The 25,869-nt window shown below is 48.4% G+C and carries 20 protein-coding genes, 1 tRNA gene and 2 pseudogenes; 5 read left to right on the top strand and 18 right to left on the bottom strand.

Going from position 1 to position 25,869, the window contains the following annotated elements:
- Positions 1-246: 246 nt before the first annotated feature.
- The 4 genes from AAZR23_RS16060 to AAZR23_RS16045 all read right to left on the bottom strand — a co-directional run bounded on the left by AAZR23_RS16060 (position 247) and on the right by AAZR23_RS16045 (position 3,835).
- Positions 247-987, bottom strand: coding sequence for a MurR/RpiR family transcriptional regulator (locus tag AAZR23_RS16060; RefSeq protein WP_046893122.1), 741 nt, complete (start codon positions 985-987; stop codon positions 247-249).
- 165 nt (positions 988-1,152) lie between these two features.
- A complete protein-coding gene (groL, locus tag AAZR23_RS16055; RefSeq protein WP_166708596.1) occupies positions 1,153-2,799 on the bottom strand; it encodes a chaperonin GroEL in 1,647 nt (548 codons plus the stop codon).
- A 64-nt stretch (positions 2,800-2,863) separates the two neighbouring features.
- Complete coding sequence (locus AAZR23_RS16050) at positions 2,864-3,157, bottom strand: co-chaperone GroES (protein WP_004240601.1); 294 nt, start codon at positions 3,155-3,157, stop codon at positions 2,864-2,866.
- A gap of 171 nt (positions 3,158-3,328) precedes the next feature.
- Complete coding sequence (locus tag AAZR23_RS16045) at positions 3,329-3,835, bottom strand: FxsA family protein (protein WP_046893097.1); 507 nt, start codon at positions 3,833-3,835, stop codon at positions 3,329-3,331.
- A 378-nt stretch (positions 3,836-4,213) separates the two neighbouring features.
- On the opposite strand from AAZR23_RS16045, the gene aspA reads away from it, so the two are divergent.
- From aspA to AAZR23_RS16025, 4 genes are all read left to right on the top strand, one after another.
- Positions 4,214-5,638, top strand: coding sequence for an aspartate ammonia-lyase (aspA, locus tag AAZR23_RS16040; protein WP_004234963.1), 1,425 nt, complete (start codon positions 4,214-4,216; stop codon positions 5,636-5,638).
- Positions 5,639-5,753: 115 nt separating this feature from the next.
- A complete protein-coding gene (locus tag AAZR23_RS16035) occupies positions 5,754-7,055 on the top strand; it encodes an anaerobic C4-dicarboxylate transporter (protein WP_046893098.1) in 1,302 nt (433 codons plus the stop codon).
- Positions 7,056-7,292: 237 nt separating this feature from the next.
- The gene (gene dicD, locus AAZR23_RS16030; RefSeq protein ID WP_046893099.1) at positions 7,293-7,865 is read left to right on the top strand and encodes a division control transcriptional repressor DicD; all 573 of its coding nucleotides are present in this window, start codon (positions 7,293-7,295) and stop codon (positions 7,863-7,865) included.
- A gap of 127 nt (positions 7,866-7,992) precedes the next feature.
- Positions 7,993-8,068, top strand: a tRNA-Phe gene (locus AAZR23_RS16025).
- Positions 8,069-8,283: 215 nt separating this feature from the next.
- Here AAZR23_RS16025 and AAZR23_RS16020 read toward each other — a convergent pair.
- The 13 genes and pseudogenes from AAZR23_RS16020 to AAZR23_RS15960 all read right to left on the bottom strand — a co-directional run bounded on the left by AAZR23_RS16020 (position 8,284) and on the right by AAZR23_RS15960 (position 24,148).
- A complete protein-coding gene (locus tag AAZR23_RS16020; protein ID WP_434693695.1) occupies positions 8,284-9,246 on the bottom strand; it encodes a tyrosine-type recombinase/integrase in 963 nt (320 codons plus the stop codon).
- A gap of 128 nt (positions 9,247-9,374) precedes the next feature.
- Positions 9,375-9,839: a hypothetical protein gene (locus AAZR23_RS16015; protein ID WP_434693694.1), complete on the bottom strand. Its 465-nt coding sequence runs from the start codon at positions 9,837-9,839 to the stop codon at positions 9,375-9,377.
- A gap of 362 nt (positions 9,840-10,201) precedes the next feature.
- Positions 10,202-11,350: a TraI domain-containing protein gene (locus AAZR23_RS16010; protein ID WP_434693691.1), complete on the bottom strand. Its 1,149-nt coding sequence runs from the start codon at positions 11,348-11,350 to the stop codon at positions 10,202-10,204.
- A gap of 62 nt (positions 11,351-11,412) precedes the next feature.
- Positions 11,413-12,465: an ArdC family protein gene (locus AAZR23_RS16005; RefSeq protein WP_434693689.1), complete on the bottom strand. Its 1,053-nt coding sequence runs from the start codon at positions 12,463-12,465 to the stop codon at positions 11,413-11,415.
- A 144-nt stretch (positions 12,466-12,609) separates the two neighbouring features.
- Complete coding sequence (locus AAZR23_RS16000; protein ID WP_434693686.1) at positions 12,610-13,473, bottom strand: integrase domain-containing protein; 864 nt, start codon at positions 13,471-13,473, stop codon at positions 12,610-12,612.
- Positions 13,474-13,841: 368 nt separating this feature from the next.
- Positions 13,842-14,162: a DUF7716 domain-containing protein gene (locus tag AAZR23_RS15995; protein WP_434693684.1), complete on the bottom strand. Its 321-nt coding sequence runs from the start codon at positions 14,160-14,162 to the stop codon at positions 13,842-13,844.
- A gap of 112 nt (positions 14,163-14,274) precedes the next feature.
- Positions 14,275-14,441: pseudogene (locus AAZR23_RS15990) on the bottom strand (RHS repeat domain-containing protein); the annotation flags it as partial.
- Positions 14,442-14,687: 246 nt separating this feature from the next.
- Positions 14,688-15,137, bottom strand: coding sequence for an SMI1/KNR4 family protein (locus AAZR23_RS15985; RefSeq protein WP_283624044.1), 450 nt, complete (start codon positions 15,135-15,137; stop codon positions 14,688-14,690).
- 7 nt (positions 15,138-15,144) lie between these two features.
- Positions 15,145-19,515 (bottom strand): HNH/ENDO VII family nuclease, encoded by a 4,371-nt coding sequence (locus AAZR23_RS15980; RefSeq protein WP_434693682.1) that lies wholly within the window; start codon positions 19,513-19,515, stop codon positions 15,145-15,147.
- A 319-nt stretch (positions 19,516-19,834) separates the two neighbouring features.
- Entirely contained in the window at positions 19,835-20,191 is a 357-nt protein-coding gene (locus AAZR23_RS15975; RefSeq protein ID WP_112550237.1) for a DUF4150 domain-containing protein, read from the bottom strand.
- Complete coding sequence (locus AAZR23_RS15970; protein WP_434693680.1) at positions 20,184-21,395, bottom strand: DUF2169 family type VI secretion system accessory protein; 1,212 nt, start codon at positions 21,393-21,395, stop codon at positions 20,184-20,186. The genes AAZR23_RS15975 and AAZR23_RS15970 overlap by 8 nt, the downstream gene beginning before the upstream one ends.
- Positions 21,396-21,407: 12 nt before the next feature.
- Positions 21,408-23,519 carry a type VI secretion system Vgr family protein gene (locus AAZR23_RS15965; protein WP_338856420.1) on the bottom strand — a complete coding sequence of 704 codons (2,112 nt, stop codon included), beginning with the start codon at positions 23,517-23,519 and terminating at the stop codon, positions 21,408-21,410.
- Between the two features lie 110 nt (positions 23,520-23,629).
- Positions 23,630-24,148, bottom strand: a complete 519-nt coding sequence (locus AAZR23_RS15960) for an Hcp family type VI secretion system effector (protein WP_434693678.1) — start codon at positions 24,146-24,148, stop codon at positions 23,630-23,632.
- A 976-nt stretch (positions 24,149-25,124) separates the two neighbouring features.
- On the opposite strand from AAZR23_RS15960, the gene AAZR23_RS15955 reads away from it, so the two are divergent.
- Positions 25,125-25,571 (top strand): hypothetical protein, encoded by a 447-nt coding sequence (locus AAZR23_RS15955; protein ID WP_283624048.1) that lies wholly within the window; start codon positions 25,125-25,127, stop codon positions 25,569-25,571.
- Positions 25,572-25,645: 74 nt separating this feature from the next.
- Here the strand turns inward: AAZR23_RS15955 and AAZR23_RS15950 are convergent.
- Positions 25,646-25,855 (bottom strand): annotated as a pseudogene (locus AAZR23_RS15950) (Fic family protein); the annotation flags it as partial.
- Positions 25,856-25,869 lie beyond the last annotated feature (14 nt).

Genomic DNA, 25,869 nt, shown 5'->3' with positions numbered 1-25,869 from the left:
ACAATATCCGGAATACTAGCATTGCGTTTTTTAAATGGAATGATGGTGCGGTTTTAAATATTATCTCAGGTCTTAAATTATGACCCGGGTCATTTTAAGGCGATAATTATTTAAAAATCATAGCAATAGTAATTTTTGTGTAAATACAGGCGTGATTATTCAGACAGATAATTATTTTAAAAACAGCAGGAATTATTGAACAAAAAGCATTCGGTTCAACTTAAGGCAAATAATGAGTTCATTTATTTATAACAAACTTTCCAGTTCATTAATTAATAAATCCACCAGAATAAAAAATCCCGTTCTGGACTTTGAGTCATCCCGTTTGGTGTCATAACTGTCAGAGAAGCAAAACAGCGTATTATTCGCGTATGAGGTCAGTTCATTGGTATGGAAGGCGGTCATACTGATGATGTGGGCATCTTTCAGCTGGACGATTTTAGCGGTTTCAATAATCTTTTTGGTTCCGCCGGAGAGTGAAATAAAAATTACCGTATCGTCTTTGCTGACAAGGCGGGTAAAGGAGTCAGAAAGGTTATAGTCATTAATAAAAAAGCAGTGCAGCCCGAGCGAGAATAATAAATGCTCCAGATAATAGCCGACCGCCTTGCTGGTTCCCCGGGCAACCAGGAAAATATTCCGCGAGCCGTGTAATGTTTTTGCACAATCCCGGATCTGATCTTCATTAATCAGCGTAAAAGTCTTATGAATATTATTTTCGAGCTGTTTTTTATAAGACGCAGGTGCTTTTTTCTCTGCTTTATTTTGTGAGAGGATATGATTGTTAATCTGAAATTTAAGTTCTTTAAACCCGCTGAAACCTAACTTCTGAGATAAATTGATAATCACCGTTTTAGAAACAAACGTTTTGGCGACTAATTCATTAATATTCAGCCAGGGGATATCAGCAATATTTTCGGTAAGATATTTTAATACCTTCTTCTCACTGACGGTTAAGTTATCGTAATTCTTCAGAAAATCCAGCATATCCGGCACTCCCCCGTTTCAGCGGCAATATCTTCCGATAATACCTCATAATAATGATAAACAGTGGATATTATAAATCACATCCGTCATTAACATACAAAAAAAGCCTGTAACCAATTAAGGTTACAGGCTTTTTCAGCAAACAAGTGCAGTCAGACTACATGATTACATCATGCCGCCCATACCGCCCATGCCGCCCATACCACCGGCTGCACCTAAATCCATTTTGTCGTCTTTAGGCAGATCGGTGATCATCGCTTCAGTGGTGATCATCAGACCCGCGATAGAACCGGCGAACTGCAGAGCAGAACGGGTTACTTTAGTCGGATCCAGGATACCCATTGCGATCATATCGCCGTATTCTTCAGTTGCTGCGTTGTAACCGTAGTTGCCTTTACCGCCTTTCACGGTGTTAACAACAACAGATGGCTCTTCACCGGCGTTTTCAACGATCTGACGCATAGGTGCTTCCATTGCGCGCAGCGCAACACGGATACCCACGTTCTGATCTTCGTTATCGCCGGTCAGGGCAGTCAGAGCAGCCGCAACGCGGACTAATGCAGTACCGCCACCGGCAACAACACCTTCTTCAACCGCTGCGCGGGTTGCGTGCAGAGCATCGTCAACACGGGCACGTTTTTCTTTCATTTCAACTTCAGTTGCCGCACCGACTTTAATGACAGCAACACCGCCTGCCAGTTTCGCTACGCGCTCCTGCAGTTTTTCACGGTCGTAATCTGAGGTTGAATCTTCGATCTGCTGACGGATCTGACCAACGCGTGCTGCGATAGCCTCTTCGTCACCCACACCATCAATGATAGTGGTGGTATCTTTGTTGATAACGATACGTTTTGCCTGACCCAGGTCTTCCAGAGTCGCTTTTTCCAGCTCCATACCGATCTCTTCAGAGATAACAGTACCGTTGGTCAGGGTAGCGATATCCTGCAGCATGGCTTTACGACGGTCGCCGAAGCCCGGTGCTTTCACCGCAGCCACTTTCACGATACCGCGCATGGTGTTAACCACCAGTGTTGCCAGCGCTTCACCTTCAACATCTTCTGCGATGATCATCAGAGGTTTGCTTGCTTTTGCAACGCCTTCCAGAACCGGCAGCAGTTCACGGATGTTGGAGATTTTTTTGTCGACCAGCAGGATGTACGGGTTTTCTAATTCAACAGAACCGGTTTCCGGTTTGTTGATGAAATACGGGGAGAGGTAACCGCGGTCGAACTGCATACCTTCAACAACATCCAGTTCGTCTTCCAGGCCGGTACCTTCTTCAACAGTGATAACGCCTTCTTTGCCGACTTTATCCATCGCTTCCGCAATCAGTTTACCGACGGTTTCATCGGAGTTTGCAGAGATAGTACCTACCTGCGCGATAGCAGTGGTATCAGAGCACGGAGCAGACAGTTTTTTCAGTTCTTCAACGGCTGCAACAACGGCTTTATCGATACCGCGTTTCAGATCCATCGGGTTCATACCTGCTGCAACGGCTTTCAGGCCTTCAGTGATGATAGACTGTGCCAGTACGGTTGCAGTGGTGGTACCGTCACCCGCAGCGTCGTTCGCTTTAGAGGCAACTTCTTTCACCATCTGCGCACCCATGTTCTCGAACTTGTCGTCCAGCTCGATTTCACGTGCAACAGACACACCATCTTTAGTGATAACCGGTGCGCCGAATGATTTGTCTAACACAACGTTACGGCCTTTCGGACCTAAAGTAACTTTTACTGCGTCTGCCAGAACATTGACACCACGGAGCATTTTAACACGGGCGTCGTTACCGAATTTTACGTCTTTAGCTGCCATTATTTCTATTCCTTCGAATGCTTTTATGGTTTAAGAAGATCTGAGTACAACCAGTACGGTGTAATTATGCTTCGACAATCGCCAGGATGTCGCTTTCAGACATAATCAGCACTTCTTCATTATCAATTTTTTCAGCTTTTACGCCGTAACCATCATTGAAAATCACGATATCACCGACTTTGACGTCGAGTGGTTTCATTTCGCCGTTTTCCAGGATGCGACCGTTGCCTACTGCCAGCACTTCACCACGGGTCGATTTACCTGCCGCTGTACCGGTCAGGACGATCCCGCCCGCTGATTTCGCTTCAACTTCTTTACGCTTAACAATAACACGGTCGTGCAAAGGACGAATTTTCATTGATAGATCTCCTGTAAAAAATCCGTATCAAATAACGTGGATTAAAGGTTCAGGCCGGATACTAATACCATTGCCATGTTTGAGCAGATGGGGTCAGTTCCGGACAAGTTCAAGGGGGCAGAGATGAAAAAAATACGAAATTTCACGGTCTCTGTCCAAACTGTTCAGATATCAGGGTTTATCCTGCGGATTATCATCATTGCGCGATACAGGTGACTGATTAAGCCGCTGTGACGGAGTCTCTCCGCGGCGCTCAAATTCCCCTTCGTAAACATTTCCCTGATTTGCAGAAGTACCGGCGAACGGGTTTGTCCGCGGCTGATACACACGGATAAACGGCAGTACGCGGGACACCAGCAGTTTCTGTACCGGCGGCAGCAGCAACAGCAGCCCTAAGAAATCGGTGAAAAAGCCCGGCAGAACCAGCAGGATCCCGGCCAGCACCAGAGAAACACTTTTGATCATCTCTGCCGCAGGGCTTTCACCTGCCTGAATTTTCTGCTGAATCAGACTCAGATTACGCATTCCCTGATTACGCACCAGAGACACGCCGAGACAGGATGTCAGCACCACCAGCACCAGTGTCATAAACACACCGATAGCAGATGCCACGTGAACAAAAATGACCGCCTCAATATAGATCAGCAGACAAATGAGGATAAGGGGTAACCAACGCATAACGTCTTCCTTATGTGGTGCACTGTGATGTAAAAAACCGCCCCTTTGTCAGCCTTTGTGAACTACTTCTAAGAGACGCGCTGTAAATTCGATTTTTAGTCATAGATGTACATAATGATGGGGCCATTTCAGACGTTTTCAAGCGCGGCACGTAACGGAATCGCACAGGATATTTGTGATTTATCGCACATAAGAGTGATAATAGTGCAAACATTTCAGTTAATAAGTGATCTGGCTAAAAGGATTCAACGCAAATTCAGAATATCATCACTAAGAATGCAATAAACCAAGTGATACTCACTATTAATATCGGACAAAATAATATAATTGCTGTCTTTACTATTAAGTAAGACAACCATTCAATCAAAGAAGGTTCTCATGTCAAATAATTTTCGTATCGAAGAAGACCTGCTGGGTAAACGTGAAGTGCCGGACGACGTGTACTATGGTGTCCATACACTGCGGGCTATCGAAAATTTCTATATCAGCGACCGTACGATCAATGATGTCCCGGAATTTATCCGTGGCATGGTGATGGTGAAAAAAGCCGCTGCCATGGCGAATAAAGAACTGCATACTATTCCGCGTGCGATTGCGGATACCATTATCAAAGCCTGCGATGAAGTCCTGATCCACGGTAAATGTATGGATCAGTTCCCTGTGGATGTTTTCCAGGGCGGTGCCGGTACGTCACTGAACATGAATACAAACGAAGTGCTGGCAAATATCGGCCTGGAACTGATGGGCCACAAAAAAGGGGAGTATGAATTCCTCAACCCGAATGATCACCTGAACAAAGCCCAGTCCACCAACGATGCCTATCCGACCGGCTTCCGTATCGCCGTTTATAATTCAATTACCCAGCTGATTAAATCAGTTGAGTATCTGAAAGGCGTATTTGATACCAAAGCAAATGAATTCAAAGACATTCTGAAAATGGGTCGTACCCAGTTACAGGATGCCGTTCCGATGACATTAGGCCAGGAATTCCACGCCTTTGCCATCCTGATGAAAGAAGAGGTCAAAAACCTGCACCACTCTGCACAACTGGTGCTGGAAGTGAACCTGGGTGCCACCGCGATTGGTACCGGGCTGAACACCGCACCGGGTTACCAGAAGCTGGCGGTGGAAAAACTGGCGGAAGTCACCGGTCTGCCATGTGTCCCGGCAGAAGATCTGATCGAAGCGACCTCTGACTGCGGCGCTTACGTGATGCTGCACAGTGCGCTGAAACGTCTGGCGATGAAACTCTCCAAAATCTGTAATGACCTGCGTCTGCTCTCTTCCGGTCCGCGTGCGGGTCTGAAAGAGATCAATCTGCCGGAAATGCAGGCGGGTTCTTCTATTATGCCGGCGAAAGTGAACCCGGTAATTCCTGAAGTGGTTAACCAGGCCTGTTTCAAAGTTATCGGTAACGATGTGTGTGTTACCATGGCGGCTGAAGCGGGTCAGTTACAGCTGAACGTCATGGAACCGGCCATCGGCCAGGCTATGTTTGAGTCTATCTCCCTGCTGAGCAACGCCTGCCGTAACCTGGGTGAAAAATGCGTTTCCGGCATTACTGCCAACAAAGAAATCTGTGAAGCGTATGTGTTCAACTCTATCGGTATCGTAACGTATCTGAACCCGTTCATCGGCCACCATAACGGGGATATCGTCGGTAAGATTTGTGCGGAAACCGGCAAGAGTGTACGCGAAGTGGTTCTGGAGCGCGGCCTGCTGACAGAAGCTGAGCTGGATGACATTTTCTCGATTGAAAACTTAAAAAATCCGGCCTATAAAGCAAAACGTTTTGATGATTAATATAACAATAATAAATACATAGAACATAAAAGCACGTCATCGCAAGGTAACGTGCTTTTTTATTACCTTACTACAAAAATTTAACATTTTTCTATGGGATTTTACAGGAGCACTTATGCTAGCCATCGAGTTTATTATCGTACTGCTGGCCATTTATCTTGGGGCGCGCCTCGGGGGGATAGGCATCGGTTTTGCCGGCGGACTGGGGGTTCTTGCCCTGGCAGCCATCGGCGTGAAACCGGGCAGCATCCCGTTCGACGTGATCTCCATTATTATGGCTGTTATCGCTGCAATCTCTGCCATGCAGGTTGCGGGCGGGCTGGATTATCTGGTTCAGCAGACTGAAAAACTGCTGCGCCGTAATCCGCGCTATATCACCATCCTCGCCCCGATCGTTACCTATTTTCTGACACTGTTTGCCGGTACCGGTAATATTTCACTGGCAACCCTGCCGGTGATCACCGAAGTTGCCAAAGAACAGGGCATCAAACCTTCACGTCCGCTTTCCACAGCGGTTGTGGCCGCGCAGATAGGGATCACTGCGTCACCGATTTCAGCTGCGGTCGTATATATGTCCTCGGTGATGGAACCGATGGGGGTCAGCTATCTGCATCTGCTGATGATCCTCCTGCCATCCACCTTTGTCGCCATTATCCTGATGTCCTTTATTGTCTCCTGGCTGTTTGATGACAAGCTCGCCAATGACCCGGTCTTTAAAAAACGCCTTGCCGAAGGTGTGGTTGAACTGAACCGCAGTGAAAAAGCCGCTATCAAACCGGCTGCCAAACTGTCAGTGCTTCTGTTCCTGCTCGGCGTCCTGTCAGTTGTGGTCTTTGCGGTTGTGAACAGTAAGAGTGTCGGGCTGCTGTCCGAACCGATTATGACAACCACTAACGCTATCCTGATTATCATGCTGAGTGTTGCGACACTTATCACCCTGATTTGTAAGGTAGAGACAGATATCATCCTGAACTCCAGTACCTTCAAAGCCGGGATGAGCGCCTGTATCTGTATCCTGGGTGTGGCATGGCTGGGCGATACCTTCGTTCAGGCGAACCTGGACTGGATCAAACTGACGGCCGGTGATTTAATCACGCAGCATCCGTGGCTGCTGGCGGTTATTTTCTTCTTCTGTTCTGCCCTGCTCTATTCACAGGCCGCCACTGCCAAAGCACTGATGCCGATGGCACTGGCGCTGGGTGTCACACCACTGACCGCCATTGCCTCTTTCTCTGCAGTTTCCGGGCTGTTTATTCTGCCGACCTATCCGACGCTGGTCGCGGCAGTTCAGATGGATGACACCGGTACCACCCGTATCGGTAAACTGGTCTTTAACCACCCGTTCTTTATACCGGGTACCATTGGTGTTGCACTGTCAGTCTGCTTCGGCTTCCTGATCGGCAGTATCGTTCTGTAATTTCCTGCTCTGCTCAATCCGCCCTCCGGGGCGGATTGAGATTGCAGACAAAGCAGGATAAAACGTGGTTTTTCCTGGTTTATTTTTACAACCTCTGGCAGTCGTCGCCAACCCCTGCGGGTTTGTCAACGGCCTGAATCCGCCCTCCAGGGCGGATTTTATTTTCCTGCGTCTCTCGCCTTTCATCCGCACTCACGTTATTCTGAACGCTATTGCCTCAATCAGGGAGAACCTGCTGTGCAACGTGAAGATGTCCTCAATCAGGCACTGAGTCTGCTGGAAAACCACGGCCTTCTGATGTCTGAAGCCACCCTCAACGATAACCTGGATATTGATCCCGAACGTCTGCGGATTTTCTGGCCGACCCGTAATGATCTGCTCTACGACTGCCTGCGTCACCACGGCAATCAGATTGATATCTGGCAGCGGCGCGTTCTGCTGGATGAATCTCTGTCCTGCGAAGACAAACTGCTTGCCCGTTACAGCGCACTCGCGGAACGCGTCCGGGAAAACCGTTTTCCGGGATGCCTGTTTATTTCTGCCAGCAGCGCATTTCCTGATACGGATCACCCGATCCATCAGTTATCCCGCCAGCAGAAACAAAGTGCCTTTGCATTCACCACAGAGCTGCTCAGAGAGCTGGATATTGATGATTGTGATATGGTGGCCCGTCAGCTGGAGCTGATTCTGGAAGGATGTCTGAGCAAACTGCTGATTTCCCGCAGCAGCAGTGATATTGATACTGCCCGCCGGCTGGCAGAAGACGTGCTGACTATCGCCCGCTGCCGCAAAAACGGCGCACTCAGCTGATTTATTCACCATCTGCATAAATTGCACCCGTATTCTGCATAAAAAGAGCACACTCACACTTTTTTTATGGTTTTTTGACAGAAAGGCATTGACGCAAACCACGGAATACGGTTTAATGCGCCCCGTTGCCCGGATAGCTCAGTCGGTAGAGCAGGGGATTGAAAATCCCCGTGTCCTTGGTTCGATTCCGAGTCCGGGCACCACTAATTCAGAACCCGCTTGTCAGTTAAACATGATGTTATTCTGACAGGTTAGGAAAAGAGCACAAAGTAAAACATAACGTAACATTGTTACCCGTGTTTGAAAAAGCTCTCAAAAAAACAGACTTGTTCGCGCAAGTCTGTTTTTTTATGCGTGCGATCTTTACAGATCTTCTCCGTCAAAGTCAAACTCAGTCAGTAAATTCCCCCTTTGAGCACTACATCAGCTCGGTTTCCAGTATGTTACGCAGACCGTCAACATTTTCATCAATGTATTCCATCGTCGATGCCAGGCTGACATGGCCGAGCAGACGCTTTACCACGTACAGATTGCGCTCTGGCGATTTCATCATATGTGTCGCGACGGTATGGCGAAAACGGTGTGGTGTGACGGTGAATTTACACTCACGGGACAGTCGCCGGAAGAATGAACGTAACGGCGCCTCATCCATCAGTTCCGGATACTTACGTTTATGGCCGGGGTGAAACCAGCCCACATTAAACAACTGGTGCTTCGGTTCCATTCCAGCTTTCTCTGCCTGCACCATCAGATACTCCAGCGACGGATACAGTGCATCAACAATCGGTATCTGGCTGTCATTATGATTCTTGGAACCTTCAGAACACAGATTAATCAGACGTTCCTCCAGATTGACATCACACCAGCGGATATAGAGCAATTGCCCCAATCGCATTGCGGTATAACGTAACACGTTCATGACCGTGCTCCAGAACCAGGCAGGAAGCATGGCATTCGGACGACGGCAGTGAAGTAACGAATTACCGTGAACCCTTTCCAGATCCAGATACAGCTCAATCCGCCGGTATAGCGCCTCCATCTGGTTTTTCGTCAGAATTTTTTTCCTCTTTTTACCAACCCGGACTTGCGTGTAATAAAACGGGTTTTCATCGTGAGGTAAAAATCCTTTTGCGATACCGAAATTAAACAAAGCCCGCATATGAGCCACTTTGTTATTCCAGGTTCGCGGAGCCCGCTTCTGCTCCTGCAAAACAAGATGACGCCAGCCCAGCACGACATGGTGATCCACATCTGCAGGTGAAACAGCCGAAAAATTCCCGAATGTACGGACAACTTTCAGGTAACTTTTTTCTGATCGGGGACGCAGCGATTTACTGTAAAAATACTGATCAGTCAGGTACTTAAAGGTAACATCATCCATAACGCACTCATATGTAAACGTAATTCATGTATCCGGTGCCGCGTGTTATCGCTTATAACACCATGAAATACCATAAAATTTCGACCATCCACGATTGTGATAATCTTTTTTTTCCTCCCTGTTGTGCATCATGCCGTCCTTTCATCAAGAAACCGGGTTCCTTCTGCTGTCCGTAACCAGCGCGGTGACTGCAAATCTGTCTTAAAATAATCCAGTAACTCATACAACAGCCAGCTCAGGTTCATCGCCGTCTGAGAGCCAAATCCCTGCCCTGCCAGAACCTGTGTCAGCGCCAGACAATAGTTGCAGAGTTCGGTACTGTCGGGATTAAAACGGGGAGGAGAAGAGACAGAGGGTATATCGGTGGTCAGACATTCAACAAGATGGGGAGCGATGGGATCAGCGAGTTTGGATTTCAGCAGAGAGAGGCCGGTGCTTATCCTGCCGCATAATGCCAGTTTCTGCACCGGGTCAGCCGACTCAATCAAAACTTCAGCAAACAGGGCGCAATGGTCAGCCAGGACAGTAAAATCAGTATCAGCGGTGAAGGAAACAGAAACTAACGGATGATCGGGGTTAAGGGTCGTCGCCATAATGGCATCCTCTAACAGATGATGTTTTATATTCACCACCGAAGAGGCCAATCTTACGGGTGGTGAACCGGACAGAGTTGGCCTTACCGGTCTGTTAGACACCGGCGCGTCTTTCGACGCCTCCGCCCGGCCCACCATAGAGGTACAACCGGTCATACGACATTAATCGTATATCTAACAGACATATTCGGGAGGCCAATCCCGGCACCGGATTTTGCCGGTGCAGGCGAAAGATACCGTGATTAGTAAGTCGCTTCAAGCGCTCTTTGCCGGTAATAATTGTCATGCCCGATTTTACAGGCATTTACCGGTTTTCATCTGTCACGGGGATTTATAGTCGGTGAGAATCTATAACGATATCATTATATAACAGCAAGCAGGGGATTATCCCCGTAATTAATTCCGCCGCTGAACACCTTCCCGGCGGGAACCAGATAACCGCTCAGTTTCCGGTAAAGCCCTTCCCTGTCTTCCGTCTGATATAAATGACAGGTGACCATTTTTCCGCTGTTCCGCCGGTGATACCGGAGTCGCTCAAACGCTTTCTGAATCGCGTCTTTTTCCTGTAGCTCGCCGCCGGTTGTAGTCAGGTATTGCCGAAATATCCACGGCGAGGGCAGAAAGAGATAACCGCCGGTCAGATGAACACTGTTCTCCGCCTGATTCACCGCGATTTCTCTGCTCCTGCATCCTGTCACCAGCCACTGCCAGAACTGACCTCCGGGATTGTCAGGAAGTTCTTCCGGTGCTTCACTCACATTGCTGCTGACCACAGCATTGACGGGTTTTTCTTTCTCCGCAGTCATCCCTGTTGTCAGCCGCACCGCCTCAGAAATAACATGATGAACCACACCCGTCTGTTCCCGGAAGCCACTCAGATACAACGATAAGGCACGAAACGCATCCGGATAGTTGTTCAGCCACTGAATCGCCTCCGCAGGAATTAGCCGCCACGCCAGCATAGCCCCGGCACTCTGCCGCGCATCATCTGGCGCTGCGGGAAGAAACCGGAACCGGTAAGGCTCAGGAGGTGCATTATCCAGCGGAAACCAGCGTTTTCCGTTTGCCAACTCAACATGTACATCACAGAGATAACCCAACGGCGATAACATGGCCGCATACACAATCACCGCGTGCCAGGCAGTACTTTGTGCAGCCTGCTCTTCCGGTGGAGCACCCGACGGCAACATATATCCTTTTGCCAGCCGCACCGCGTATGACAGGCTTTCCAGCATGTAATCCGCCATTCCCCCTGAACGGGCGTGTATCCCCTCTGCTGTCAGCGGAAACTGCTGCATCAGGGTCAGACAGCGCATCAGCGGCTGCTGATAATAATGCCGAAACTGAGCTTTCGGCAGTGGTGAGGAATCACGGAGAAAAGCCAGCCACCGCTGACGCTGTGGTGTTGCCAGCAACTCGTCCGCACTGAGGGGAGAATAATATCCGGCCGGGATTTTTGGTGTTTTTTCTGAGGGACGTGTATGGCAAAAAACGGATTTCAGATTCAGCATCAGGATTTCCGGACATAAAAAAGAGCTACCGGAACAACCGGTAACTCCTGAGTGTTATGATATCAGCGACAGGTTTCTGTCTCTGAGGTCAGATATTCAAAGGCTTCCCGTGCATAACGCGCAGCCCGGAATATCGCCCGTTTGTCCTCCTTCAGGATCGTCAGCCAAGACGCGATATTACCCAACGTCATTCGAAATGCAGGCAGGCGGCAAGGGAAGACAGACGGGGAGCATACATCAGTATGTGACCCGGCTGGCTGAGTGCGGCCAACGAACCTGCAATTTGAATGAATAAGGGTATAGCTTTCATGCTGTAAATCGCCCTGAATCCCCAGGTCTGCACACAGAAATGCTGCCCCCATCTCCGCAACCAGCTCCTCAAATCCATATACAGGATCATGTTTATCTGCCGGACAATCCACAATTCCTTCCCGGGCCAGACGCGATACATGGCCGGTGGAATGCACCAGTTCATGCAGCAGCGTGCTGTAATAGTCCGCAGGGCTCCGGAACTGTGCGGCCTGCGGCATAATGATGTGATCAGCAACCGGATGATAACAGGCACGTCCGCCGTTGTTGTGTCTCACCGGAACGCCGTTTGTCGTGACTATCTTATCCGCTCCGGCGATACGTTCCGCTTCCGGCAGTACCGGCTGTTCCGGACACAGCTTATCAGGCAGATTTTCACACTGATCGATATTAAACAGATGAAAACTGTCCATCATCCGGTAATTCCTCATGACAAGGTCACCGTTTTCATCCGTCGTCATCCGGCCGTGCTCATCCTCCTCCGCTTTCTGAAACGGTTTGAACAGGACCACAGTCGTGGATTTCTCCCCTCTGCGCACATTTCCCCCCGCTTCCCGCGCCTGACGGAAAGTCAGCCAGCGGTTGCGTTCATACCCTTTATTCACTGCATCCGACCACAACAGCATCACATTGATACCGCCGTAACGCCTGCCGGTCACGGCATTGGCGGGCAGCCCTTCATTTCCGCACTGCCACGCCTGACGCCACGGCGGTGTGCCGGATTCCAGTGCAGCAATCATTTTGTCGGTCACCTCCCGGAATAAGTCAGCTTTTACAACGGGTTTACGGTTAGTTTTCTGTTTCATAAGACATCCCTGTCAGTCAAAACGGGGATGTCTCCCGGCAGGGAAAAATCCCCGCGCGGGTTAATAAAAGGCTGTTGTCAGTGACAACGAATAATCTGCCCGATACTAATTTTTTGTTACTGACAACGAGAGCAGAAACTCTTTTCAGCTTTCTGAAGATTTCGTGTAAACGCGCATCACATAGCGCCCGCGCCCGTCACCGTGCCCGAGATCCATCGACACCATCGCGCTGACTTCCTTTTCACTCATGCCGTTGCGGGTATGAAACTCCACCGCATCAACCGCCCAGGCATACCGCAGGCTGTGCGGCGAGGACCGGCCGGTCAGTCCGGATCGGCGGGCGACATTGCGGTAACGATCAATGGCGGATTTCAGGTCCGGCCGGTCAATCAGGCGGCCATTTTGCATCGTCGCCAGGGCATAATTGACTGCGTGCAGCATTTTTTCTCTGTCGATCACGGTTGTATCGCGCGGCCGCCCGCCCTTTGTACCGAAGACCACACGCAGCAGCGCCTGTTGCCAGGTTTTCAGCGACTTCACCGACTGCACCGCCTCCTCCGTCCGCAGCCCGAAACAGCGGGCAAGCTGCAACGCCGCCGCCACACCGGCGTCCTGTTTTTCGGCACCGGAAACCGCCGCGAGATAACATTCTGCACTGATCGCCACCTTCGTGCCGTCACGGCTCGCACCGGACAACCTGAGCGCCTTATTACTTAGTTTTTCATGCTGCGGATCGGCCAGCTTACCGCGACCGGCGGTGATCAAAATATTTCTCACTGCCGCCATCTCATTTTGCAGCGTGCGTGTTGAAATCCCTTCCGCCTGACGGCTCCGGATATATTTTTCAATATGCTGCGTTTTGATGTGTTTCACATCGCGGATCTGGATATTTAGTGCAGCCATCTTCGCCGCAAAGCGTGCTGCCAGTTTTGAGCGATCCGCCACGGTTTTAAAACTGCCGCCGCCCTGCCGGGCAAGGGTAGTGAGTTGTCTGGTGAGTTTTGACATGGAGGTATCCCTGAATGTGAGTAAGCTTGTGAAACCGGTGTGCTCAGGGATTTTCAGAAAGATATCAGCTAAAAGGGAGAGTAAAGTAATTTTTGAGGGCAAAAAATTACCGGGGTTTCTGTGTTAAAATTTGATTATAACTGTTCCATTTTGGAGGAAGTGGGCACCGGTATTATCGGTGGCTCGGAAGTGTCTAGATTATCTGTGCGATTAAGAATCGATTATCAGTAAAACCAACAATAGCAAGCGATACTGAGTGCAATGCAGCACTCGATGCGCTGATAGCAAATTTGTCAGCGGCTAAAAACAAAACTAAACATATCTTAAAAACGAAGAAACCAGAAGATTAAGGATCTTCTGGCTATGAGCTAAAATGTTAAATAATTGTCATTATTAAAATAATAAATGAGGCATTGAAGTAACTCTTCTTCAGTTACATTTGCTTTTTGTAATTTAGCATTGGTGACAATGCTTTGTAATATTTGAATTGATATAACATATTTATAATTAGCTTCTTTTATAACTTCAGGATCATCATCTAGTTCATCTGATTCAACATCATCAGGATCTTCAATCATAGCAAGTGTATCTAAATTCCAGTTCACTGTATTTTTAGGTAGGTACAATGCTAAATTCCACGGTATATCTAATACTTTCAGTAAAACATTTCTTATTGTTTCATTATTCATGCTATCTTCCTCCTCCCCAATTATTCATTCCCTCCTTCCCTCCTGGGTGTAAAGAATCTTGCACAATCCCGAGAGACTGATGTTGTTTTATTGGAACTAGCGATATATCCTGATGGTCGGTGACGAGGTAATGCAGTTTTCCGTTTTCATACCGTGCTGCCAGAACCAGTGCACCCAGTTCATACAGCCACTGAATCCCACCGTCATACGCCACCGTGCCGTCCGCATATACCGACGCTTCCTCAATCATCTATTGCCGGACCATAGATACTGCCAGCCACAAACTACTGGGGCTGGTTCAGACGCTAAAGATGTACCGGTTTCTGTACGTTCACCACCTGATATTTTCTCTGGCGACAGCCGAAAGCATCATACGTGTAACGCCAGCAATCGCCCTGTGAGGTAAATCAGATATAAGCTGATTTAAGGAATTCTATATAGTAGTTATTATATTTATAAATAACTATATGATTTCATCTATCATATAGTTATCCGTAGCCAATATAAATATTAAAATTTATCCATCTAAATCCTGAGTTCAACATACTCATTGAAAAATGACATAAACGAAGGATGTAAGATACCGGTTATTTTCTTTGAAAATAAATCATAATTTATAACACTACCATATTTATCATCTGAACAATCAATGCACCAACATACATCATCGTCCTTAAAATAAATCACACATAAATGCGGCGGTAATTCAAAATCCTTTCTGCAATTCATTGTATCATAATAAATCGAACCACCAGACTCAATAAACACATCATTATTCACAATACCAGATATTTCTTCTCCAACAACCCCTCCACCACCAGTTATAGATAAAAAATTCATAAAGTCAGAGGGTAAATCAATAGATAGAGCATCCTTAAGAGTAGTTATTGATTCACGATTAGCAGAGCCAAGCCAATATACTTCATCAATGGCATTATCATTTAATTTATTAATTAATGCATTAATACTGTCCATACTCACCTCATTCAAAATCTTTCGCTCTGAGTTTCCAGTAATCACGCCTATATTTATTGTATTGGCGATCTAGTGCTGGGGTATTTCTAAAACTATTACCATTCTCGATAAGTCCATGTAATGGTTTATGATAATCTTTATGTGTTGTTGCTACCAGTTCAACCATTGGGCCAGGCTCTTTACCTATTACATGGTGTAAGTTAATCTGCTTCCCATCAGGACCAATAGGCGCATATCCATTCTTCATTAAATCTAAGTTTGTCCATCCATCATCAATTTTACCCTTTATTGATGGGTGAACTGACGGATGGACATAAGAAGGTGCATCTGGTATTACATCAATAGTATTTTTATATACTTTTCTTCCTAAAACATCTTCTGCCTGATATTTATTGCTAAATGTTGATGTTCCCGCCAATCCAAACGGATCCACCCACCCCACAGGACAGTGCACATACCCATACGGATTAAAGCCGCCTTCCAGCCCTATAGGATCAGGGCTGATGTACTGTCCCGTGTCCTTATCATAATAGCGGAACCGGTTATAGTACAAGCCCGTTTCAGCATCTTCATATTGTCCCGCGAAGCGGAAGTGACATTCGGTGTAATTCGGGTCATTGGCACTGGTTTTCAGGCTCCAGAACGCCATTTGTCCCCACGTGTCCGGCCGTACTGCCCAACTGATCGTCCCGGTTTCCGTGAAAATTTCACGCGGTGTGCCCTGATGGTCGGTGACCAGGTAATGCAGTTTCCCTTTTTCATACCGCGCTGCCGGAACCAGTGCGCCCGGTTCATACAGCCACTGAATCCCGGCGTCATACGCCACCGTGCCGTCCGCATAGACCGGCACTTCCTCAATCATCTGATTGCCGGACCACAGGTACTGCCGGCCACGGGTTTTCGGTGGCAGATTCAGGTGCTGGTTGTGGATTTGTTCCTGAGTATCAACCACCTGATATTTACTCAGGCGGCGGCCGAAGGCATCATACGTGTAACGCCAGCAGTCGCCCTGCGGGGTGAAGCAGGATGTGAGCTGATTTAACGTGTCCCACTGATAGCGCCACTCGCGCGGCCGGAAGCCGTTCCGGTGCTCGGTTTTCCGCTCCAGACGCCCGTTGATATCGTAGTGATAATCAAAATGACCGGTTGCCGTGGTGCGCCGGACCACCCGTCCCGCCTGCTGTTGCTGCGATAACTGATGCAGGGCACCCTGTGCCTCACCAGGTATCAGCGTCTGCTGCCGGATGTTCAGATTGGTATCGTAGCTGAACTGCTCTGTCTGAGGGTATAAACCGCCGAAGGACGTGTTCTCAATCTGGTCATTCTGATTATAGCGGTACTGCATACGGCGCCAGCGATGGTCATCAATCGCCGTGATGTTATAGGCTTTATCATACTGCCAGCTCCGGTTGACATCACTGGCGGCAGGCGGCTGTACCGGGTTATCCCGCAACGCCTGAAGATAACTGCCCGAGCCGCGCCCGGCTGTCTGATGCGCCAGCATACCGGTCGCCGTGTAATGGCGTGACGAGGCAAAACCGGACTGACTGTGACGCAGGTATTCCTGCCCGAGCGCATTGCGGTTCAGTTGCAGCGGCTGGTGTTTTCCGGCCTGAAACTGTGTCAGTTCACCCTGTAATCCGTACTGATACTGTAATGCCTGCGACCCGAACCGTGTCTGCGTGAGCCGGTCTGTCTGCGCATTCCACGCATGCTGAATTTCTCGGCCATTGATTTTTTCACAGATAAGCCGCCCGGCAGCATCATACTCAAATTCCGTGACCGCATCCGGATTTTCGGCACGGATAAGCTGCATCCGGGCGTTATACTCGTACCGCGTGGCGGATTTCAGTTCACTGCGTGTGCCGTCATCAAACCAGATATCCTGCCGGATAATCAGCCCTTCCGGGGAGTACGACCAGCGGATTTCATGCTGATCCGGGTAACGGGTGGCCGTGCGGCGGCCAAGCCGGTCATAACGGTACTGAATCTCCCGTCCGGTAAAATCGGTCTCGCGGATAATCTGCCCGGCATTGTCCCGCTCATAGCAGTACTCATCCCCGGCCGCATTAATCACTTTTTTCAGCCGCGTCAGGCTGTCATATTCAAAGCGGATTTCTGTACCGTCAGGACGGACCATCGCCAGCAGCAGGTCAAACGGCCCGTAACGGTAACGGGTTATTTTGCCCTCGCCGTCAGTGACCGCCACCACCCGGCGTTCACTGTCATAATCAATATGCTGATGTACGCCGTCAGGCAGGAAAATATCACTGATACTGCCGTTAACCCCCGCATGAGACGAGTCATAGTTATAACGGGTGGTATTATTCAGTGCATCCGTGAGATGGGTAAGGCGTCCCAGTTCATCAAACTGATACTCCGTGCTGTTAAGATACGGATTGATACTTCTGCTCAGCTGATACGCAGACGTATATTCATACCGCCACTGCGCCCCGTCAGGTGAAACGGCTTTCAGTAATTCACCATGTACACTGTATTCGTACGTCTGGACGCGGCCCTGCGGATCAGTCTCTGAGATCAGATTACCGGCAGTATCATAATTCAGCCGCCACTCATCTCCTGTTGGTGCGATATAGCGGGTGAGCTGTCCGTTATCATTGTATTCGCAGCCAATCTTGCGGTTATCCGGCAGATAAATTTGTGCCGGTAATCCGTTGGCATGATAAACATACCGCGTGATTTCACCAATATCATTGATTTCACTTATTTTCTGAAAATCACGCCATTCTGTACGGGTTTCCCGGCCTGACGGATCAAGTGTGCGTACCACCAGGTTATCTTCATTGTAATAGTAACGGAAGTGCCCGCCTTCACCGTCGATATAGGTATTGAGCCGTAATGTATCGTCATAAACAAAACGGTCGCACCAGTATCCGCTGTCAGAATGCGTTTGTATCACACGCCCCCGGTCATCATAAGTAACCGTTAGCGAAGTCTGGTCAGAATCCTGCCATCCGGTCATCCACCCTTCTGGCGTATAACTGTGCCAAAGGTGGTTTTGCTGAAAAGCATCACACTCACTCAGATAACCGGAATTATCGTACCGGCATGAAACAAGCCGCTGTGTCCGGTTGTCACAGCTATAATCAATATACATCAGCTGATGTTGCTGATAATGCAGCCGGATTATGAATCCGTCATCGCGGGAGAGGTGGCTGAGCTGCCGGTCTTCATTATAATGAAAATGTAAGGCAACACCCTGTAAATTGGTAATTTTGATCAGACGGCGGTGCAATACCGGCGCCGGTTCAAAGTGATATACCCGCTGACGGCGGTTATCCTGTATCTGTAACCCCGTTTTCCGGTTGCCTGACAGCAGATAGTACGGAGCACGTAAATTTCGGGACCGGACTTCATCGCCGGATATTTCAAAGGTATACCGGTTTCCGCCGGGATCCTGAAAATCAGCAGTGTCATCATGTATCTCAAGATACATTGACCAGTCATCTGCCCATTTTTCACCGAAAAGTCCCCGGGTTGACTGGACGGAGTAATATGTCCGGGTCAGTTCAACCGGCAACAGACCGGGAATACAGATAACCGGCCATGACTGAATAAAATCCCCGCTGACCAAATCCACCGGGTCACCGCCGACATTACGGTTATTATTATCCGTTCCTTTACCGTCACTGCCAGACTGTGTTTTTTTCGTATCTTCACTGACTTTTGCTGCCGCGGTATCCGGTGTTTTATCCGGCGGAACTTCACGGGGTTTCACCACCCCTCCGGCGGACGGTTTTTTGCTGATAATTTCAGCCGCTTCCTCTGCAATTTCTTTTTCCAGCTTCCGGCCTGTTGCTTTTACCAACCCCAGCGGATTTATCATCGCCAGAAATGCCCCGCCTTTTTCGGCTTCAGACAGATTTTCAAATCTGGCAAAATTAAACGCCGAATAACCCAGCTGACTTTTAACACTATCTGCATGCTCTTCCGCTTTTTTAGCCCATTTATCACTGAACAGCCCCGCAATTTTCGCCCCCAGAGTACTTGCGGTTATTTCAATAATCTGTGCCCCTGCATACGCTAAATCGAGCACATCAGGCACAATATTCCAGGTATCTTTTATAGCTCCGCTGATTCCTTCAAAAGGCGAATCCAGTGCAGCCGAAATTTCATTACCGGTTTGAGTTGCCCAGGCCGTTAATTCCTCTTTTCTCTCTTCCGCCCACTGACGTACTCTTTCCGCATCTTCTGCGGACAATAAAGTTATTGTGGGATCGGTAAGTCTGTATTGCTCAGCGGCCGTCTCAGCGATCACCGCAGGGTTAGCCTGCTGTGCAGAAACGGCAGCAGCTCTGGCCTGTGCAGTGATGACACCGATGGTATTTCCGTTTGCCGGGCTATTGGCATAAAGCATATCCTTTGAACGGGGAAGTGAACTGCTTATCCTGTCCAGAGCTGCATCATATTCTTCCGCTGTAACTATCTGCTCTTTATCTTCTCCGGTATCAATATCATATTTATAAATTTTTATATCGTCGTCATTCTGCCTGGCAAAAATTAAAACTTCAGATCTTCCATTATTTTCATATTCAAGAACCTGTACATAATCACCATATTTTTCCCGGTCATTGACATTAGGTAACTCCAGGTTTCCGTATTCCTCCTGAATTTGAACTGAAGAAGATGTACAGTTATCTGAAAAACATGCAAACACTTTCATTTCCTGCACTTTTCTACCTCCCGTTCATCCAGAATTTATCGCCGTGACGCAGGATCCGTTTTTTCCCTGCACAAACACTGCCTGAATGTTCTTTCGGATAACACTTTCCGCCGACAGTCCCGCTTTTAATGCCATTTGCCACACCGGGGGCATCGCCTAAGGTGGCCGGAATAAAGCTCTGATTAAATACCACTGCGGGATGACCATTAGCTCTGACTGACGACACCACCGAAGCCGACGTTTCCAGCTTCGCAATCACAGGATAGGGGATCGGCGGTGTCGATGATCCCACCGGGGTTTTACACACATCCGGTGTCAGACTAATCACCAGCCATTCCCCCTGCCGGCGGGCCAGGTAGTTATCAGCCATGGGTCAATTCCTTCTGAGGTTCGGCAAAACGGACCAGCGGCGCAGCAGGATCCGTTTCAAAACGGGCTTCACATACCCGTACGGGCAGATCCGCTTCAAAAATTAAGCGGTAAGTCAGGGAAAGTTGCAGTTTTTCAGTATCAATCACAATCGTATCCGGATTGAGTTTAAGAGGGATAAGCTGTCCTTCCGCCATTCTCAGTAAAACAAACGGCCGGTGTCCCGGTAAGGTGGTACGGACAATGCCACCGGCCGTTAAATTAGTCAGAGTCAGGGAGAAATCACCCGCCGGAAAGGCGATTTGCTGATCTTCCGGCGCGCAGTTCCAGTAACTAAAATCAAAATCATGCGGCAGATAAGGATGACGCTGATTCAGCCATGTTTCATCATAAGTTCCTGCCAGCAACCGGCGGGGCAGCCATGCCCGGCCTATAGCACCAAAACCGGCGATACCGTGCGGCAGTTGCTCACCATTAAGTTGTGACACGACCCACCCGGCGGTAACGGGATATTCCGGAGATTCAGTCTGAGGTGCGGCAAACGCGGTAACATTCAGGGATTGCTGATACCATGATGTTATAAATCCCTGCCCCAGCGGGTTATGCTCTTCCGTACTGTGAGCTACCGGTACCGACTCTTTTTCCGGATGGGCAGCACGCCGGATATCAGAAAGTAATGCCTCTTCGGCGACAGGACGACTGAGTGCATCATGTCCGTAAATTTTGCATTCCCCGCCGAACGCATAGCGGTAATCAACCGGTAACTGACGTACCGCAGCCGGAGCCGTTAACTGCCATTCACCTGAGTTTTCATCGAGCACAAACTGACGCTCCCCGAAACAGCGCAGGGATTTTTCGATTAATACTCTGTGATGCCTGTCTGTCATAAGCAATGAGACAACTATTGACTCCGCCGGAACATCATCCGGCGCATAGGCAATTCCGTTAACAAGAACATCACAGCGGGGCTTGAACGGAGCCAGATCACTTTCGATCAAAACAGATGATGTATTGAGATTCCCCGTAAACTGATCTTCAGACACCAGTGCAAAATCCGTCAGCAGGCGAGGGGTATAGTCCCCGTTATTACCGCCGGACACTAATTCATACCCCACTTTCATCGCAATGACATGATGCTCAATATCATCCGTATCCAGCATTTTGTAATTCATCACTGAAAATGGTGTCAGGTTACGAAATTCCATCTGATCCCCTCCTCAGTTCAAATCAATGTCTTTGCCCGTGATCTGCACCGGACCACTGGCTTCAAAGCTGAATTCAGTCCCGTTGATCGTCACCCGTCCGGCACTGTCCATCCGCAATACACTGGCACCGCAGCGTAATTCGATCACATCACCGGCGGTCACTGACAAGGTATTTCCCACTGCCACCGATTTATGTTTTCCGACCGTTTCACTGTTATTTTCACCGATCTCTTCTTTGCGGTGGCCGTTGACCGTCATACTCTGATTTTTTTCAACCAGCTCACTGTGATTCGCTTTCACCAGCGTGCTGCGGTCATTCAGTACCACCGTGTCCATATCCCGCTGAGCATGAATAAAGACCTGCTGCTTCCCGTTTTCATCCTCAAAGCGCAGTTCGTTGAATCCCTCGCCTTTGTGTGTTTTTGTACGGAAAGCCGTTTGTGTTTTACTGCCCGGGAATGCCGACGGCGGTGAATTACGGCCATTATAGGTACAGCCGGTGATAATCGGGCGGTCAATATCGCCGTTGAGATAAGAGACGATCACTTCCTGGCCGATACGCGGTACGGCGGAGAAACCATAGCCGCCGCCGTTCCAGCCCATCGCCACCCGTACCCAGCAGGAAGCACTGTGATCCGGTTTGCCGTAGCGGTCCCAGTGAAAATAAACTTTCACCGCGCCCTGCTCATTGGTGTAAATTTCTTCCCCTTTCGGGCCGACCACGGTTGCCAACTCGTCACCGTCCGCCTGCGGGCGGAAGCGGAACGGCGGGCGCCATTCTCGGGCACCGGGAATAAACTGCACTGTATTACTGAATTTAGTGCCTTCACCGCCGCCGTTATCCGCCAGCGGCTGGATACCGTGATGATTCACCGTAATGACCTGCCACGGCTGATTCATCGCAGCCGACGGATGGTTTTTCAGGGTGAAGATTTTACCCGGCATCAGGGCAAAGCAGTTGGTTCCTGCGGTGCCGGTCTGGCGCTGGTTCTGGGATTGCTCATAACGCAGTTGCGTGAACGGTTTACCAGTCTCGTCGTCATGATAGCGGCCGTAACTTTCATACACCGGATGCTGTTTATGTACCTCGCCGGTGACTTCATGTTTAAACGGATATGACGGGCGATCCGGGTTGTAATCTTTCTGGATAATGACATCGCTGCACAACTGTTCGGCGTAACGCCAGGAGAACGCGGTGCTGTCACTAATATCGGTATCCGCCTGCGGGTTGTAAGTCAGATTGATACCGGCGGTCATGCCGAGATGGTTGTCACTGTAAAAGAGTTTCGGGCCTTCCTCGAACCAGAAGTTAATCCCCTCTTCTGCGGCCAGACGGCACCAGAACTCATAAGCGGATTCACGCTTCTGGGTGATGTAATCCCGCTTCTGATGCAGTTCGTCCTGATAGAATTTCAGGTCATTTTTGACGTGAGCTTCTTTAAGCAATGTTGCCAGCACCTCCGGCACGGATTGCTTCTGGAAGATACGGCTGTCCTGGTTGAGGGTCATGATCCACATTTCCGGGCGGATCAGAAAGTGATACCAGGTTTTGTTGCCATCGGTATTGCCCTGTTCGGCAGAGGCCAGCAGCCCCTGCACGGTGCGGACTTTGACACCGTCACGGGTAACCGTCAGTGAGGCGGCGGAGCCTAAATGCTCCTCAAATGTGATCGACGGCAGCAGGCTGACCGCGCTGATGGTCAGTGAAAACAGCGAAGAAAGAGATTCACTGAGCGAGAATTCGGTGACCTGAAAAGTCTGCTCCGGTAACCGGCCGATTTTACAGGTAAATACCAGTCCCGAAGGTGAACGACCGGAGAGCAGCGCCCCTGCAATCTCACCGGCAGAGCCGGAAAGTCCGGACAGACTGCCGGGGGCAGAACTGTTCAGGCCGCCGGTAAATCCGCCGCCGGGGATCAGGTTTGCGGTGCTCACAGCAGATGCCGCAGCCTGAATCTGCGATGTGGCCGCCTGAACCTGACGCGCAGCGGTAACCACTTTCTGTGCCGGAGCAGACAACGCGGCCGTGGCTTTTTCCGCTGCGGCATCACCCGCCTGTTGAACAAGAGAATCTTTCAGTGCGGCGATATCTGCCGCCTTCTTTTTGGGATCTTCAGCAAACATACCGGCTCCGGAACTGATCAGGCGGGTGACCCGCCGGAATACGGGGGATCACTGCGGGAAAGCAGGAACACCACAAACCCCCGGAGGAATTTGTGGTGTCTGTGAGCACATTACGCTTCGATTGGCGCACGCCAGTCATCAGCACCGGAAGTGCCTGCAACGGTGTGTTCCCAGTCGATTTTGCGGTAAGAGAGTGACACTTCGATCAGTTGGGTGTAATCCGTTTTTTCCGGGTCCTGGCAGTGCGGCATTTTGCAGTCGATATTGACGATGGTCGCATCTTCCAGCGAGGTAGTGAAGAAATGCTCCTGCTTGCCCTCAACGGAGGTGCGGTACCATTTCAGCTGCACTTTCGGCAGCATTTCACCGGCGGCCAGGGCGTTGTACAGCAGCGGAACCGCTTTGTTCAGCGCAACGGTAAATTTAAACGGACGATGCGCACGCTGGCCGGATGGCTGACCGGACTGCGGGTCTGTCGGGACGGTGACGATATGATCAAACTGCTGCACCAGCATCTCATCTTCATGACCCTGCACATAGATGTTGCCGACGGATTCAGCGGTAAACGCACCGGTAGTGATATTGCCCTGAGTTTTACCTTCGATGGAGATATAGCATGGAGTTGGCATGATAAAATTCCTTATTTATTAACAGGTAACAAATCGTTACCGGACGAGTGACTTCGTCATCAGCCAGTGCGCATGGTGATAATGATTAAAGCATAAATTTCACTTACGGATATGTAAAGACCGGAGGAAGGGCTGTATCTCACAGGATCTGTCACTTAAGTTAAAATCGTTGCAAAAACAGGATATCTGACCTGAAGTAACACTAATGGCCGGTTGACTCAGTGAAATATGTCAGATCATAAAAATGACAAACAATCATATTTTTTAACATATCTCGCTAATACACTGTAAAAAATAGAGAAAACAACCATTCCCCTTATGATCAGAAAAATAAATATTTAACCAAATACAAGTGTCACGTAATACAATGAATTATAATAATAAAAATATAATTCCGGGAAATTATACAAACCTACCGGATTTTTCATTCTGCCGGGTACAATATAAATGGATAAAAACACAACATCATGCTGTTTTATTTTTATCCCTTTTCTGTCGTAAGAAATAATGCTTTTATTTCATGATATTAGAAAACCCAAAAACCGGCCCCTGTGATATGGCTAATCCTCACATTTGTGCTTAAGTTGATATCCTCCTTAGGGTATTCCTCTGTTCACTAATTTTGAACCGAAAGCCACGGTCTTAAACTACCGCTCTCTTCCGGACAACAGTCGTGAGTTGTCTGGTGAGTTTTGACATGAAGGTTATCCTTGGTCGGGAGCCAGACTGATTCAGGAATCTTCAGGTGGATTACCGTTAATCAGAAGAAGGAAACATTTACCGGTACAGATAATTTTCTGCATATTTTAATTAATATCCTGAAAACTGATAATATTTCTATCGGTGATTTCATATCTATGATAGTGAGCCTTCGGCTTTACACGTATAATTAATCTTATTTTTGCATATATCGTCATAACTCAATCTATAAGAGGATGCCTTGCTGACATTAAACAAAATAAAAAATGAAGCCACAATGTTCCGTGAACGAATCGAAAAGTGCGATAAAAATCAGACACCTCTTGTCATAGATTGCTTTCCTATAATGAGCTGTAAATTATCTTCGATGCTTCTTGCTTATCATTTTTTAACGTTATGGCCGGAATCAGAGATAACAGGGATAAGCGCAGCTACCGGACGACGACAGCAGATAACACATTACTGGCTGGAAATTAATAATATCGTCATTGACATAACCGGTGACCAATACAATCTCATTCCTGATAACGAGCTCAATAAAAAAATAATAGCATATCGCCCTTTTCCTGCTGTTCATGTTATCAGTAGTAAAAAAAGCTATCTCTATACGTTATTTAAAGTTAAAGAAACTGAGAAATTTACTGCAAGTTTCCCTACAATAGGAGAGGATTTTATTGAGGAAATGAAATTTTCATATAATAAATTAATGGGTAATACGCAATAATAAATAACACATGGCTACCTTCCGTAATAACCATATGTTTTAACCATAAAGTACTATCAGCCTGTTTTCCGTATTTATAACTCCGGGATAAATCCCTCATTCTTCAATGACGTGATCACCCCGCGAATCAGATCTGAATTTGAAAATTTTGCGGTATAGTAACGGGCACCATCCTCTACAGGCTGAATCAATCCACGATCAAGTAACTTACCTAACTGATAAGTGATCTGAGCTGATTTCAGTTCCGGTAAAACAGAACGCAGATCACCCGCTTTAATTGTTCCTGAATCTGTAAATA

Source organism: Morganella sp. Je.2.23 (genome assembly GCF_051129855.1).
GTDB lineage: Bacteria > Pseudomonadota > Gammaproteobacteria > Enterobacterales > Enterobacteriaceae > Morganella > Morganella sibonii.
This window is presented reverse-complemented; position numbering and strand designations above follow the sequence as displayed.